Raw genomic sequence first — 15034 nt, 5'->3', positions numbered from 1 at the left:
GGTAGGGACGCCGAACGACCACGAAGCCGATGTTCCTTCGGCCTTGGCTGCTATCGAGATTGGTCAATGCCTCCTTCCGTATAATGAACTCGACCGAGAAAATCGCGAACGAGCGCGACCACCTCGTCGAGGTTGGTCTCCAGCAGCCAGTGACCGCCATTGAGCAGGTGGAGCTCGGCGTCGGGCAGGTCGCGAAGATAGGCGCGCGCCGATTTCTCCGGCATGTATCCATCCTGCGGTCCCCACACGATTAACGCCGGCGGCCGGTGCTCGCTGAGATAGGTCCGATGTTGCGGGAACCAGGCGCGGTTTTCCTTCAGACCCGCGATGAGGTCGACCGCGATCTCCTTGCGCTTCGGGGTCATCAATGACCAATGCAGCTTCCACAGATCGGGAGGAATGCGCTCGGCAAGTTCGGGGCTCACCTCGTTTAGGAACTCCTCCCTGAAGGTCTCCTCGGTAACCGCTTCAGCCAGTTTCTCCCGCATCTCTGACGGCGGCAGCTGCCAGGTCTTTTCGATTTCGGCGTATTTCGGTCCCAGAGCATCCTCGTAAGGGATGTCGCCGTTCTGGATGATGAGCGCCACCACACGCTCCGGCGCCTTTATCGCGAGCCGTGCGCCGATCGGCGATCCGAAGTCGTGTAGATAGAGGGTGAAGCGTTCGACGCCGAGCGTCCCCACGAAGCCGTAGAGGAAGTCGGCGTAGCCGTCGAAGCTGTAGTCGAAGTGGTCCGGCGTCGCGCTGTAGCCGGCACCGGGATAGTCCGGCGCCAGCAGCCGCCAGCGATCGGCCAGCCGTGGCATGAAGTTGCGAAACTCGTAGGATGAGCAGGGGTAACCATGCGGCAGCAGAACCACGGGCGCGCCCTCCGGTCCTGCCTCGCGGTAGAAGGTGTCGACATTGCCGATCGTGACGCGACGGTGTCGTACACGTGCGTCCATCGTAACCTCCTCGTTGGTTCCTCCTGGACACGTGAACTCATTCGCGGGCGCGGGGCTCCGCGATCCGTCCCTCCATCTATAGCGTCGCGATCATTCGAAAATGGGTCCACGGGAAGCGGATGGCGGCTCGCCATCCCCTAAAGCAGCCTCCCGATGGGGCTTTCAGCCTGGCTACTGGCCGCGCTTCGGCAGGGAGTGGACGAGCTGGGACAGGCCCTTCTGCACCGACGTGCCGACCTGTGCGACGACCTGCTGGACCTGCTCCATCGGGCTGCCGTCGTGCAGCACGATCACCGTCGTGCCCGTCGGGACGCGGCTGTAGAGGTCGATCACGTCCTGGTTGATCAGGCGGATGCAGCCCGAGGAGACGGCGCTGCCGATCGTCCACGGCTCGGTCGTGCCGTGGATGCGGTACAGCGTGTCCCGGCCGTTCTGGTAGAGATACATCGCGCGCGGGCCGAGCGGGTTGCCGAGGCCGCCGTCCATGCCGCCCGCCCATTTGGCGTTGCGGTCCGGATCGCGGGCAATCATGTCCGCCGTCGGAGTCCAGCGCGGCCATTCCGCCTTGCGCTGGATGGTGGCGACGCCGCCCCAGGAGAGGCCTTCCTTGCCGACGCCGATGCCGTAACGCATGGCGCGGCCGTTCTCCATGACGAGGAAGAGATAGCGGTTCTGGGTGTCGACGACGATCGTGCCCGGACGCTCGTTGCCGCTATAGGCGACCTCGCGGCGCAGATATTGTGGCCGCACACGGGAGATGTCGGAGGCCGGCAGCGCGAACTTTTCGTTCGGGCGCGGGCCGTAGCGGTCGATCGTGCCCTGGTCGAAGGTCGCGACCTTGGCCGTCGGGCCGGCACGGTCGGCGACGCAGCCGCCGAGCACCAGGCCAGCAGCGGCAACCATTGCGAGTGAAAGGGAACGACCGAAAGACGAAACAGAAAAACGCATGACAGGATCGGACCCCCGAGATCACCGCACCGAGCCGGAGAACCTGTGTCGTCAACGAAATGGCCGCTCGCGCGGCTATTCTTTGGCGAATAAAAGGCAGAATCCGACTGTGATATGAAGAGCACGATGCCAGATCAAGGTAAACAGCCGGTCACCATGATCTCGCGTCAGATGTCCCAATCCTTGCGTAGCGCGGTCTCGGCGCTGGCGACGATCTTCGTATCCGTCTTGCCGACCGCCTTATGGTCCTTGCCGTCGTAGTCGAGCGAGGACAGAACGGTTCGGATCGTCTCCAGCCGGGCGCGCTTCTTGTCGTTGGCGCGGATGATCGTCCACGGCGCCTCGGTCGCATGCGTCGTCCGCAGCATGCGCTCGGCAGCCTCGGTATATTCGTCCCAGAGCGGCAGGCCCTTGTAGTCGATCGCCGAGAGCTTCCAGGTCTTCAGCGGGTCGTGACGCCGGTCGAACAGGCGCTTGACCTGCATCTCCCGTCCCACGGTCAGCCATAGTTTGCGGATATGAATGCCATTTTCGACCAGCATGCGCTCGAAGGTCGGCACGTCCTTCAGGAACTGGTCGGTCTGCTCCGGCTTGCAGAAGCCCATCACCGGCTCGACGACGGCACGGTTGTACCAGGAGCGATCGAACAGGACGATCTCGCCGGCCGTCGGCAGCTTCTCGACATAGCGCTGGAAATACCATTGGCCGCGCTCCGCATCGCTCGGCTTGGCAAGCGCCACGACATGGCAGGAGCGCGGATTGAGGTGCTGGGTGAAGCGCTGGATCGCGCCACCCTTGCCGGCGGAGTCACGTCCTTCGAAGACGACGAGAATGCGAGAGCCGGTCGCGTTCGCCCAGCGCTGCAGCTTCAGAAGCTCGATCTGCAGCGCGTAGAGCGGCTCGTCGTACTCCTCGTCCTTCATCTTCTTGTCGTAGGGAAAGCCGCCGCTCGTGAAGGCCGCCTCCTCAATCACCTTCGGCAGTTTCGGCGCGTCGAGATCGATCTTGTGGCCCTGGATCGTCACGTCGACGCCGGGGTTCTCGTCCGGATGAGGGATCACGCCCGCGAGGGCCTTGGCTTCATCTTGCACGGCACAAATCCTCTGGAATCACGATCGCATCATGAATGGTTTAGAGCCCGCCCGCGATCCGGACATTGGAGCCGGTGACGAAAGAGGCCTGGTCGGACAGCAGGAACAGGATCGTCTCGGCGACTTCTTGCGGCGTTCCTGCCCGGCCGATCGGCAGCAGCGGGCCGCGCTTCGCGATGCGGTCGGGCTGTCCGCCGGAGGCGTGGATGCCGGTATCGATCAGCCCCGGCGAGACGGCGTTCACCCGCACGCCTTCGGCCGCGACCTCCTTCGCCAGCCCGATCGTCAGCGCGTCGATCGCTGCCTTGGTCGCGGCATACCAGACATATTCGCCGGGTGCTCCGAGCGTCGCCGCGATCGAGGACAGATTGACGATCGCGCCGCCCGGCCCGTCGTGTCGGGTCGAGATGCGCTTCAGTGCCGCCTGGGTGACGAGCATGGCGCCAGTAACATTGAGATCGACCGTCGCGCGGATCGAGACCGGATCGGCCTCGTCGAAGCGGGACGCCCGGCCGACAATGCCGGCATTGTTGACGAGATGGGTGAGCTGGCCGAAGCCGTCGATCTCATGGAAGAGGCGGGCAATGTCGTCTTCCCGGGCGACGTCGGCCTGGAATATCTCCGCGCGGACTCCGTGCTTCCAGCAGTCCTTCGCAACGCCTTCGGCGGCCTCGCGGTCGCGCGCGTAATTGATGGCGACGTCATATCCCCGTTCCGCCGCGAGCCGGCACGTCGCGGCGCCGATGCCGCGCGAACCGCCGGTGACGAGGAGGAGGGGAGTAGCCAGCCTAATCCTCCATCTTCAGCGCGGCGATGAACGCCTCCTGCGGGATCTCAACCTTGCCGAACTGGCGCATGCGCTTCTTGCCCTCTTTTTGCTTGTCGAGGAGCTTGCGCTTGCGCGAGACGTCGCCGCCATAGCACTTCGCCGTCACGTCCTTGCGGAGCGCCGAGATCGTCTCGCGGGCGATGACCTTGCCGCCGATCGCGGCCTGGATCGGGATCTTGAACAGATGGTGCGGGATCAGCTCCTTCAGCTTCTCGCACATCGCGCGTCCGCGGCTCTCGGCGCGGGTGCGGTGAACCAGCATGCTGAGCGCGTCGACCGGCTCCTCGTTGACGAGGATCTGCATCTTCACGAGATCGCCGGCGCGAAGGTCGGTGATGTTGTAGTCGAACGAGGCATAGCCCTTCGAGATCGACTTCAGGCGGTCGTAGAAGTCGAACACGACCTCGTTCAGCGGCAGGTCGTAGACGACCATCGCGCGCTTGCCGACATAGTTGAGGTCGATCTGGTTGCCGCGCCGGTCCTGGCAGAGCTTCAGCACGCCGCCGAGATATTCGTCGGGCGTGAGGATGGTGGCGCGGATCCACGGCTCCCGGATCTCCTCGATCTGCATCGTGTCCGGCATGTCGGCCGGATTGTGCAGGTCGATCTGGCTGCCGTCGCGCATGGTGATCTCGTAAACCACGGACGGCGCCGTCGCGATCAGGTCGAGATTGAACTCGCGCTCCAGCCGCTCCTGGATGATCTCCAGATGCAGCAGGCCGAGGAAGCCGCAGCGGAAGCCGAAGCCGAGCGCGGCGGACGATTCCATCTCGTAGCTGAAGCTGGCGTCGTTCAGGCGGAGGCGGCCCATCGCCGCCCGCAGATCCTCGAACTGCGCCGCGTCGACCGGGAACAGGCCGCAGAACACCACCGGCTGCGCCGGCTTGAAGCCGGGCAGGGGATCGAGCGTCGGCTTCTTCTCGTCGGTGATGGTGTCGCCGACGCGGGTGTCCGCCACTTCCTTGATCGAGGCGGTGATGAAACCGACCTCGCCGGGGCCTAGCACCTCGACATTCGTCATCTTGGGGGTGAAGGCGCCGATCCGGTCGACCTCGTAGGTCGCGTTGGTGCCGATCATCCGCACCCTTTGGCCCTTCTTCAGCGTGCCGTCGAAGATGCGCACCAGCACGACGACGCCGAGATAGGCGTCGTACCAGCTGTCGACGAGCAGCGCCTTCAGCGGCGCTGCGATGTCGCCCTTCGGCGGCGGCAGGCGAGTAACGATCGCCTCCAGCACGTCCGGGATACCGAGGCCGGTCTTGGCCGAAATCTCGACGGCGTCGGACGCGTCGAGGCCGATCACCTCCTCGATCTGCTCCTTCACCCGCTCCGGCTCGGCGGCGGGCAGGTCGATCTTGTTGAGGACCGGGACGATCTCATGATTGGCGTCGAGCGCATGATAGACATTGGCGAGCGTCTGCGCCTCGACGCCCTGCGAGGCGTCGACGACCAGGAGCGATCCTTCGCACGCTGCCAGCGAGCGCGAGACTTCGTAGGCGAAGTCGACGTGGCCGGGCGTGTCCATCAGGTTCAGGATGTAGGTCTGGCCGTCCTTCGCGGGATAGGTCAGGCGTACGGTCTGCGCCTTGATGGTGATGCCGCGCTCCTTCTCGATATCCATCGAGTCGAGCACCTGCTCGGTCATCTCGCGTTCGGAGAGACCGCCGGTGAGCTGGATCAGCCGGTCGGCGAGCGTCGACTTGCCGTGGTCGATGTGCGCGACGATCGAGAAATTGCGGATATTCGGAATGGGGGCGGCGGTCATGGGCGCGGGATAGCACCCGCTCCGGAGGGCGGCAAGGCGAGACGCTTCTTGTTCAACGGCCCATTGTTCAGCGGCTTGGGCGGAGATCGCGGTGGAGCAGGCCGCGTTCGGCCGCGCCGGCGACGAACGCATCGGCCAGTCCCTCAATCAGCGGACGGCCCGAGATGTCGCCGCCGGCGACGAGCGCGGTATCCCGGTTGATCGACGGCATGTCGACCGGCGCAAGATCGACCAGGCGGCCCGATTCCAGTTCTTCCCGGATCGTCGGCTCCATCAGATGGCCGACCGCGGCGCCTTTCTCGATCAGTTGCAGGCCGGGCCGGAACAGCATCTGCGAAGAGGCCTTGGCGCGAAAACGCAGCTCGACGATCGGCTCCGGCGTCACCTGCCACCAAAAGAAGGTCAGGAATTGCGGCGCGATCTCGAACACCCGGTCGAGAGTAGGCTCCGGTCCGATCCTCTTGGCGATCGCGGGACTGGCGACCAGCAAAGCGCGCTCGCGGAAAATCGCGAGCGGGGTGAGGGTCTCGAGCAGCGGATTGAGATTCGGCCAGCCCATCACCGCGAGATCGAGCGCGCGGTCGTGCAGCCATTCGGCGATATCGCGGTGGCGGCCTTCCTCGAAATCGAACTCGACACCCGGATGCGCCGCCGCGAATTCGGCGACGACCGGGCCGGTGAAGCAGGTCACCAGACTCCGCAATGAGGCAACCGTCAGTCGGCCGCGCTCGACGGCGCGCAGCGCGTCCTCGCCCTCGAGCAACGCCGCCAGCACCCGACGTGCATAGGGCAGGAAAGTGATGCCCCGCTCGGTCAGCGTGATCTTCCGTCCGCGTTGAAGGAGCGCTCCGCCGAGCGCGTCTTCCAGCGACTTCACCCGCATCGACACGGTCGCCTGGGTGACGTTCAGCCGGGCCGCGGCCTTGGTGAAACTGCCGTCGCGGACTATTCGGTCGAATGTCCGGAGCTGATCGATATCCATTGAAGAATCTTATGGGACTGTTTGGTATTCCCTATGGAAGTTAGTGTATCATCGGAAAGTCCGATGTGAGACTGAAAAATGAATGCTGTCGATACGCTTGAAATCGTTGAGCTTGATGTGGCTGAAGCCGAGGCTGCATTGTCGGAACTCGCTGACGTGCTGGTCGACGCGGTCGAGAGCGGGTCGTCGGTCAATTTCATGCGCGGCTTCGGCCGGGCGGAGGGCGAAGGCTTCTGGCGCGGCCAGTTGCCCGGCATCGCCGACAAAAGCCGCATCCTTATCGTGGCCCGCGAAGCCGGACGCGTGGTGGGCACCATCATCGTAAGTTTCGCGCATCAGCCGAACTCGCCGCACCGAGCCGAGCTCGGGAAGATGCTGGTGCACTCCAGCACGCGCCGCCGGGGCCTCGGAAAGCGGCTACTCACGACCGCTGAAGCCATTGCGAAGCGGCATGGCCGGACACTGCTCCACCTCGATACGGCGACCGGCAGCGCGGGCGAGCACCTCTATCGGAGCGCCGGCTGGATCGAGCTCGGCACGATGCCGGACCATTCGATGACGCCGGACGGCGTGCTGGCTCCCGCGACGTTCTTCTACAAATTCCTCTAATACGGAAAGTTGATCGACTACGGTCAATCCACGTCTCGCCTTGGCCGGAACGAGCCCTATAGTCCGCCACCGATGACCTCTCGCTCGCCAAGTGAAGCCAGTATCTCCCTCGCCTTGCAGCTGAAGGCCGTCGGCAAAGGCGACCGTGCGGCGCTCGCCGCCGTCTACGACCGGACTTCGGCGAAGCTTTTCGGGGTCTGCCTTCGTATCTTGGACGACAGGAGCGAGGCCGAGGAAGTGCTTCAGGAAACCTACATCACGGTCTGGCGGCGGGCCGGTACGTTCGACCCGGACCGGGCGAGCGCGATCACCTGGCTCGTCACGGTGGCGCGCAACAAGGCGCTCGACCGTGTTAGGGCCGACAAGGTGCGCCGGCTTGAGGCTCCGCTGGATATCGCGGAGGAGGTGCCGGACGGCATTCCGTCGGCGCTGGCCGATATCGAGAACGCCGAACAGGTTCGCGCGCTGCACGACTGTCTGGACAAGCTCGATGCCGATCAGCAGGCGTCGATCCGCACCGCGTTTCTGGAAGGCGCGACCTATGATGAACTCGCGCGCCGTCGCGGCGTGCCGCTCGGTACCATGAAGAGCTGGATCAGGCGCGGCCTGATCAGCCTGAGAGGATGTCTCGGAGAATGAGCCCGAAAGCACCAGAGCCGGTGTTTGAGGACGGCATCGAGCGGCCGCTCGCCGCCGAGCTCGTTCTCGGGCTGGTGCAGGACGAGGAACGCGAGGCGCTGCTTCTCCGTCTGCGGGACGATCCGGTGTTCGCGGACGAAGTCTCGTTCTGGGAGACGCGGTTTTCCCCGTTGATCGATTGCATCGAGCCGGTCAAGCCGCCCGAGCATGTCTGGGCCGGCATCGCGGATCACATCCACCCGCCCACCGTTCCGGTGGCGACCCTTCGCGCGGCGCCGCGCAACGGCTTCTGGCACAGCCTGCCGGTCTGGCGCGGAATCGGTTTCGCCGCGAGCGGTCTCGCCGCCGCATGCCTCGCCTTGCTGCTGTTCTCGACGCCGCTGGTACCGCCGAAGACCATGGTCGCGATGCTGAACCTCGAAGACGGCCGTTCCGCGTTCATGGTGACGGTCGACAAATCGGCCGGACGTATCGTGCTGATGCCGGCGGCCGATTCACCGGCGCCGCCTCAGCATACCCACGAGCTCTGGCTCATCCCGGCGGGCGGTTCGCCGGTCTCGCTCGGCACCTTCGTCGCCAAGGGGCCGGTCACGCTACCCATGCCCGATACCGTCATGCCCCAGACGCGGGCGAACGGCGTCCTGGCGATCTCGGTCGAGCCGATGGGCGGTTCGCCGACTGGTCAGCCGACAGGCCCGGTCGTGGCCAAGGGCGCGATGCACAACGTCTGACAAAATTTGTCGAAGATTTGCATCCGTAATTCATCCAGCTCCGTATGTTCTATGTCTTCTGAGAGGGCGGAAGGCATGCATATGGAGGTATACAGGGATGGACAGGAATCTTCTGTTCGGCGCAATTGCTACAGCATGTCTCTTTGCGCCTGTCGCCGTCATCACGAATTACGCTAACGCGCAAGGTATGATGATGGAGAAGACGGTAGAAGTCGGTGGAGCGCCGATGTATCCGTCGAAGAATATTATCGAGAACGCCGTCAAGTCGAAGGACCACACCACGCTCGTCGCTGCGGTGAAGGCGGCCGGCTTGGTCGACACGTTGTCTGGCAAAGGCCCGTTCACGGTCTTCGCCCCGACGAACGAGGCCTTCGACGGCCTTCCCAAGGGCACGGTCGAGACCCTGCTGAAGCCCGATCACAAGAAGATGCTGAGCGGCGTGCTCACCTATCATGTGGTCGCCGGCACTCACACCGCCGAGGACATCATGGCGGCGATCAGGAAGGGCGGCGGCAAGGCCGTGTTCAAGACGGTCAACGGCGAAAGCCTGACGGCGATGGTGGACGGCAAGAAGGTCGTCCTGACGGACGCCAAGGGCGGCAAGTCGGACGTCACCCAGGCCGATGTCATGCAGTCGAACGGCGTCATCCACGTCGTCGACAAGGTTCTGCTGCCGGGTTGATTTCCCAACCCTCCTTCCCGGTCTGCAGAGAGGGTCGCCCTTCCGGGCGGCCCTTTTCGCGTCGGTCCGGCACTGCGCCCCGCGCAACCGAGGCCTGCCCATACCGGGACACTCCAGCCGGTCGAGGCCCCTATGTTGCTGGAACATTCACAGTTCCAGCAGTAATTCGATTTGAGAACCTCCACATCCTCGGCCGCCGCGCCCAGACTGGTCATCTTCGCATTGGCGCTCGGCGGCTTCGCCATCGGCACCACCGAATTCGCGACGATGAGCCTTCTGCCCGACTTTGCCGGTGAATTCGGCATCGACGTCGCGCGGGCCGGTCACGTCATCAGCGCCTATGCGCTTGGCGTCGTCGTCGGCGCTCCGCTCCTCGCGGTACTCACCGCGGGAATGCGCCGCCGAACGCTTCTGATCGCGCTGATGATCGCATTCGCGATCTTCAATGCACTCTCGGGAATGGCGCCGAACGTCGAATGGATGCTGGTCTTCCGCTTTCTCAGCGGTCTGCCTCACGGCGTCTATTTCGGCATCGCGGCGTTGACCGCCGCTTCGCTCGTTGAGGAGAGCCGCCGTACGACGGCGATCGGGCGGATGTTTCTCGGCCTGACCATCGCGACGATCGTCGGCGTGCCGGTCGCGAGTCTGATCGGACAATATGTCGGCTGGCGCTGGTCGTTCGGCCTCGTCGCCGCGATCGCGACGCTCACGGCGATTCTCGTCGCCGCCTTCGTGCCTGACCGCGATCACAAGGGTGCGCACAGTCCGCTCGGCGAACTCGCGGCGCTCAAGCGGCCGCAGGTCTGGCTGACGCTCGCGATCGGGGCGATCGGCTTCGGCGGCGTTTTCGCCGTCTACACCTATCTCACCACGACGATGATGCAGGTGACCGACGCCTCGCCGGAGGCGATGCCGTTCGCGCTGGCGGTCTTCGGCATCGGCATGACCATCGGCAGTCTCGTCATGCCCCGCTTCGCCGACCGCGCCCTCATGCCGACGGCGGCGGCGCTGCTGATCTGGTCGGCGGTGGTGCTCGCGATCTATCCCGCCGCGACCCACAATCTTGCTGCGCTGATGGTCGTGCTGTTCTGCATCGGCTTCGGAGTTGCCCTCGGTCCGGTCCTGCAGACCCGGCTCATGGATGTCGCCGGCGACGCGCAGGCGCTCGCAGCGGCGCTCAACCATTCAGCCTTCAACACCGCCAATGCCCTCGGACCCTGGCTCGGCGGCATGGCGATCACGGCCGGTTACGGACTGACCTCGACCGGCTGGGTTGGCACGCTTCTCGCACTTGCGGGGCTGGCGATCTGGGCGGTGTCGTTCGCTCTGGAGAAGGCCGATGCTCGACGCGGCGAAGGACTGCCCGAAGCCGCTGAATAATAGACCTAGTCCGAGGCGAGCGCCGTGACAGGATCAAGCCGCGCCGCCTTCAGCGCCGGCATGAAACCGAACACGATGCCCGTCATCACCGCGCAGGCGAACGCCACCACGACCGGCAGCACGGTGAATTGAAGCGGCAGCCCGGCCATCGCAATCGCTGCGCCGGACGCAAAGCCGAGCACGACGCCGAGCGTGCCGCCGAACGCGGCCACCACCACGGCCTCGGTCATGAACTGCTGCAGGATGTTCCGCGTCGCCGCGCCCGTCGCCATACGGATGCCGATCTCGCGCGTCCGCTCGGTCACGCTCATCAGCATGATGTTCATGATGCCGATGCCGCCGACGAGGAGCGAGATCGCGGCGATGGAGGCGAGCAGGACCGAGAGCGTCCGCTGCGTCGACGAGATGGTCTCGACCAAAGCCGCCATGTTGCGGATCTGGAAGTCCTCCTTGCCATGCCGTTCCTTCAGCACGCCGGTCACGGCGGCCTGCGTCTCGTCCATCCGCGTCGTATCGGTGACGGCGATGGTCAGGCTGCGGACGCTCGGATCGCCGAACAGGCGCATGCTGCCGGTCGTCACTGGCACGAAGACGACGTCGTCCTGGTCGCCGCCGAATTGCGAGGCACCCTTCGGACCCATCAGGCCGATGATCTGGAACGGCACGTTGTTGATCAAGAGGAAGCTGCCGACCGGGTCGGCCTCGCCATAGAGATTCTTCGCCGCCGTCTGGCCGATGACCGCGACCGTCGCGCGACCGTCCTGGTCGGCGCGCGAAAAGAAGACGCCGCGCTCGACCGGCCAGTTGCGGGTCTCGGGCATGTCGACTGTCGTCGCGGTCGCCTGGGTCTGGTAGTCGCGATTGCCGATGCGGAGAGTCACCTGGCCGCTTCGCTCGGGAACGGCGGCGGAGACGTTGGGCAGTTCGGCGACGGCGTCGCCGTCCTCCGGAATGAGCGTCAGCACGCTCGATCCCGCCTGCACGCGCTCGTTCGGCGCGCCGGGACGTACGACGAGGAGGTTCGAACCCATTGAGCCGATGCGGGCGAGCACCTCGCGCTGCGCGCCCTGTCCAACCGCCAGCATGGCCACGACCGACGCCACGCCGATCATGATGCCGAGCAGTGTGAGGATGGTGCGGAACAGGTTCGTCCGGAGCGCCCGGATCGCCATCTTTCCGGCCTCGGCCATGTCCGCCGCCAGCGAGGAATGGCCGGGCTCGGATGCCGGCAGGACAGGTGCGTTCGCCGCCGCGAGATCTGGACCCGTGTCGGACGTGATGTTGCCGTCGTGGATCTCGATGACGCGGCGGGCGTGCTTGGCGACCTCGCGGTCATGGGTGATCAGGATCACCGTGTGGCCGCGCTCGGCGAGCGATTGCAGCAGCGCCATGACCTCCGCGCCGCTCTTCGAATCGAGCGCGCCGGTGGGCTCGTCGGCGAGGATGATCCGGCCGCCGTTCATCAGCGCACGGGCGATCGAGACGCGCTGCTGCTGGCCGCCCGACAGCTGGCTCGGCCGGTGGCCGGTGCGTGCGGCGAGGCCGAGCGCGCCGAGAAGGTGCGTGGCGCGGCTTTCCCGCGTCGCGAGGTCGAGGCCGGCATAGATCGCCGGAACCTCGACATTTTCCAGCGCGGTGGCGTTGGCGATCAGATTGTAGCTTTGGAAAACGAAGCCGAATTCGTCACGGCGCAGGCGTGCGAGCTCGTCGCGGCCGAGTTCCGAGACGTCGCGGCCGGCGAAGCGGTAGGTGCCGCGCGTCGGCTTGTCGAGGCAGCCGAGGATGTTCATCAAAGTCGACTTGCCGGAGCCCGACGCGCCCATGATGGCGACGAACTCGCCTGGATAGATGCTCAGCGAAATGCCGTGCAGCACCTCGACCGGCACCTCGCCGCCATAGGTCTTCACGATGCCGCTGAGTTCGATCAGCGGCTCGCCGGTCGCGACCGAGCCGGACGGGAGCTCGACGTGCTTCACAGCCGCATCATCCCCGGACGACGCTGGCCGCCGCCCGGATTGCCGGCGCCTGTTGGGCTGGAGGAGCCGATCACGACGGTGTCGCCTTCCTTCAGTCCGGATTTCACCTCGGCAAGGACGCGCGTCTTCACGCCGACCTCGACCGGGCGGCGCTCGGTGGACGATCCATCCTTGATCAGGACCGTGTATTGGCCGCTGCCGGGCCGGGATTCACGCAGCGCCGCCGTCGGGATCGTCAGGACGCCCTTGGCCTCGGCGACGACGAAGAAGACCTGCGCGGTCATCTGCGTCATCAGTTCACGCTTCGGGTTCTGGACGTCGAACAGAGCGGTGTAGAGCACGACGTTGTTCGTGATTTCCGGCGTCGGCAGCACCTGACGGAGCGTGCCTTCCCAGCTCTGCTGGCCGGAGCCGAGCGTCGTGAACGTCGCCTTCATGCCGAGCTTCAGCTTCGGCACGTCGGCCTCCGAGACCTGCGTCCACACGGTCATGGTCGACAAGTCGGCGACGCGCAGGATGATCGGCGCCTGCTGGTTGGCGTTCAGGGTCTGGCCCTCGCGGGCCGAAATCGAGACAACAGTGCCGGCCATCGGCGAGACGATCTTCGTATAGCCAAGCGTCGCCTCGTCCCCTTTCAGTGTCGCGGCGGTCTGCTGGATCTGCGCCTTCAGCATGTCGACCTGTGCCGCGGCCGAGCGCGCGGTCGCCTCGGCGCTCTCGAACGTCGTTTCGGAGACGGCCCTGGTCTCCACGAGCTTGCGCTGGCGCTCGAGCGTCTGGTTGGCGAGGTCGCGCTGGGCTTCCTTGTCCTGGAGCTGCGCCTTCAGCGCGGCGAGCGAGGCGCGGCCGGCCTCGACCTTGGTGTTGAGGACGACGGGGTCGATCTCGGCGAGGAGATCGCCCGATTTCACCTCGGCGCCGACATCGACATGGATCGTCTTGAGCTGTCCGGACACCTGCGCGCCGAGATCGACATAGTCGCGCGGCTGGAGATTGCCGAGCGCCGAAACGCTGTCGACGATATCGCCCCGCGTCGCCTGTGCTATTTGCAGTGCGGCCGCCGTGCCCTGACCCGAGCCGCCCCAATACCAATAAGCCCCGGCCGCGCCGGTCAGCAGCAGGACGGCAAGAGCCGCCACGCGCGTCGACACTCGGCGCTTCGGCTTTTTGGGCGTGTCCTTGAAATCGAGATCGAGCGACGGGCGGGTCTCGGCGGTACGCGGAGCTTCGGTTACGGGCATTCAACTCAGGTCCGGGAGCGGGACGCTCTCGAAACATATACGCGGAATGCGGCGCAACCCTGCGCAACGCGAATAGCAATCAAAAAATGTATATTTAGCCGGATAGCATTTCAAAGTCGGATAATTATTTACAACCACACGCCGCTATGCATATTCGAACCGACCGACTGGAGATTTCGATGAAACGCCTCGTTCTCGCGGCCATCGCCGCGTCCCTCATCTTCGTCGCTCCTGCCCGCGCGCAGGATGCGAACACGCTTCTCAACGTGTCCTACGACATTTCCCGCGAGCTCTACGTCGCGGTGAACGCCGAATTCGCCAAGGTGTGGAAGGCGAAGACCGGCAAGGACATCACGGTCAACCAGTCGCACGCAGGCTCGTCCAAGCAGGCCCGCGCGATCCTGGAGGGCCTCGAGGCCGATCTCGTGACCTTCAACCAGGTCACCGACGTCCAGGTGCTCGCCGACAAGGGCGCGGTCTCCAAGGACTGGCAGAAGGCGTTCCCGAACAATGCCTCGCCGTACTACTCGCTGCCGGCCTTCGTGGTTCGCGCGGGCAATCCGAAGAACATCAAGAACTGGGACGATCTCGTCCGTGACGACGTGAAGCTCGTCTTCCCGAACCCGAAGACCTCGGGCAATGGCCGCTACACCTATCTCGCCGCCTATGCCTACGCGCTCGGGAAGTATGAGGGCGACACCGCCAAGGCCGACGAGTTCATCAAGAAGTTCCTGTCGAACGTCGCGGTGTTCGACACCGGCGGCCGCGCCGCGACGACGACCTTCGTCGAGCGTGACATCGGCGACGTCCTGATCACCTTCGAGGCCGAGACCTCGGGCGTGGTGAAGCAGTACGGCAAGGAAAAGGTCGCGACGGTCGTTCCGCCGGTCAGCCTGCTCGCCGAATTCCCGGTCGCCGTCGTCGACAAATACGCCGACAAGCACGGCACCAGGGATCTGGCTAAAGCCTATCTCGACTACCTCTATTCGCCGGAGGGCCAGGAGATCCTGGCCGGCTTCGCCAATCGCGTGAACGACAAGAACGTCGTCGAGAAGCACAAGGCCGAGTTCCCGGAGGTTCGCCTCCTCACCGTCGAGAACGTCTTCGGCGGCTGGGACAAGGTGATGAAGGACCATTTCGCCTCGGGCGGCAAGCTCGACCAGGTCTTCGTCGGGAAGTGAGCATGCGTATCCCGGCTGGAGCGCCTAGCGCGGAAG

The 15034-nt window shown here is 65.0% G+C and carries 14 protein-coding genes; 6 read left to right on the top strand and 8 right to left on the bottom strand.

The features are described 5' to 3' along the window. Positions 1 to 50 precede the first annotated feature (50 nt). The 6 genes from ACFPFW_RS06680 to ACFPFW_RS06655 all read right to left on the bottom strand — a co-directional run bounded on the left by ACFPFW_RS06680 (position 51) and on the right by ACFPFW_RS06655 (position 6559). Complete coding sequence (locus tag ACFPFW_RS06680) at positions 51 to 944, bottom strand: alpha/beta fold hydrolase (protein WP_114958151.1); 894 nt, start codon at positions 942 to 944, stop codon at positions 51 to 53. A gap of 171 nt (positions 945 to 1115) precedes the next feature. Next, entirely contained in the window at positions 1116 to 1892 is a 777-nt protein-coding gene (locus ACFPFW_RS06675) for a L,D-transpeptidase (protein WP_379769954.1), read from the bottom strand. A gap of 167 nt (positions 1893 to 2059) precedes the next feature. Then, positions 2060 to 2983, bottom strand: coding sequence for a polyphosphate kinase 2 (ppk2, locus tag ACFPFW_RS06670; RefSeq protein ID WP_379769951.1), 924 nt, complete (start codon positions 2981 to 2983; stop codon positions 2060 to 2062). Positions 2984 to 3023: 40 nt separating this feature from the next. Further along, positions 3024 to 3728: an SDR family oxidoreductase gene (locus ACFPFW_RS06665; protein ID WP_379770006.1), complete on the bottom strand. Its 705-nt coding sequence runs from the start codon at positions 3726 to 3728 to the stop codon at positions 3024 to 3026. Between the two features lie 43 nt (positions 3729 to 3771). Continuing rightward, a complete protein-coding gene (lepA, locus tag ACFPFW_RS06660) occupies positions 3772 to 5577 on the bottom strand; it encodes a translation elongation factor 4 (protein ID WP_114958149.1) in 1806 nt (601 codons plus the stop codon). A gap of 67 nt (positions 5578 to 5644) precedes the next feature. Beyond that, on the bottom strand, positions 5645 to 6559 hold the full coding sequence (locus ACFPFW_RS06655; RefSeq protein WP_114958148.1) for a LysR family transcriptional regulator: 915 nt from the start codon (positions 6557 to 6559) through the stop codon (positions 5645 to 5647). A 78-nt stretch (positions 6560 to 6637) separates the two neighbouring features. Here ACFPFW_RS06655 and ACFPFW_RS06650 point away from each other — a divergent pair, with 78 nt between their 5' ends. From ACFPFW_RS06650 to ACFPFW_RS06630, 5 genes are all read left to right on the top strand, one after another. Next, entirely contained in the window at positions 6638 to 7168 is a 531-nt protein-coding gene (locus ACFPFW_RS06650; RefSeq protein WP_114958147.1) for a GNAT family N-acetyltransferase, read from the top strand. Positions 7169 to 7240: 72 nt separating this feature from the next. Then, the gene (locus ACFPFW_RS06645; RefSeq protein ID WP_114958146.1) at positions 7241 to 7807 is read left to right on the top strand and encodes a sigma-70 family RNA polymerase sigma factor; all 567 of its coding nucleotides are present in this window, start codon (positions 7241 to 7243) and stop codon (positions 7805 to 7807) included. Beyond that, on the top strand, positions 7804 to 8538 hold the full coding sequence (locus tag ACFPFW_RS06640) for an anti-sigma factor (RefSeq protein ID WP_162799756.1): 735 nt from the start codon (positions 7804 to 7806) through the stop codon (positions 8536 to 8538). Before ACFPFW_RS06645 ends, ACFPFW_RS06640 begins: the two co-directional genes overlap by 4 nt. A gap of 97 nt (positions 8539 to 8635) precedes the next feature. Beyond that, positions 8636 to 9220, top strand: coding sequence for a fasciclin domain-containing protein (locus tag ACFPFW_RS06635; protein ID WP_114958144.1), 585 nt, complete (start codon positions 8636 to 8638; stop codon positions 9218 to 9220). A gap of 171 nt (positions 9221 to 9391) precedes the next feature. After that, positions 9392 to 10600 carry an MFS transporter gene (locus tag ACFPFW_RS06630; RefSeq protein ID WP_114958143.1) on the top strand — a complete coding sequence of 403 codons (1209 nt, stop codon included), beginning with the start codon at positions 9392 to 9394 and terminating at the stop codon, positions 10598 to 10600. A gap of 5 nt (positions 10601 to 10605) precedes the next feature. On the opposite strand, the gene ACFPFW_RS06625 is transcribed toward ACFPFW_RS06630, so the two are convergent. Then, a complete protein-coding gene (locus tag ACFPFW_RS06625; RefSeq protein ID WP_114958142.1) occupies positions 10606 to 12576 on the bottom strand; it encodes a MacB family efflux pump subunit in 1971 nt (656 codons plus the stop codon). Further along, positions 12573 to 13817: an efflux RND transporter periplasmic adaptor subunit gene (locus ACFPFW_RS06620; RefSeq protein WP_114958141.1), complete on the bottom strand. Its 1245-nt coding sequence runs from the start codon at positions 13815 to 13817 to the stop codon at positions 12573 to 12575. The genes ACFPFW_RS06625 and ACFPFW_RS06620 overlap by 4 nt, the downstream gene beginning before the upstream one ends. Before the next feature lie 179 nt (positions 13818 to 13996). Here ACFPFW_RS06620 and cysP point away from each other — a divergent pair, with 179 nt between their 5' ends. Next, on the top strand, positions 13997 to 14998 hold the full coding sequence (gene cysP / locus ACFPFW_RS06615) for a thiosulfate ABC transporter substrate-binding protein CysP (protein WP_114958191.1): 1002 nt from the start codon (positions 13997 to 13999) through the stop codon (positions 14996 to 14998). Positions 14999 to 15034: the final 36 nt, after the last annotated feature.

The organism is Flaviflagellibacter deserti (assembly GCF_042652085.1).
Taxonomy (GTDB): domain Bacteria; phylum Pseudomonadota; class Alphaproteobacteria; order Rhizobiales; family Methylopilaceae; genus Flaviflagellibacter; species Flaviflagellibacter deserti.
Note: the sequence above shows the minus strand (reverse complement) of the source record. Positions and strands in the feature narration are given on the sequence as shown.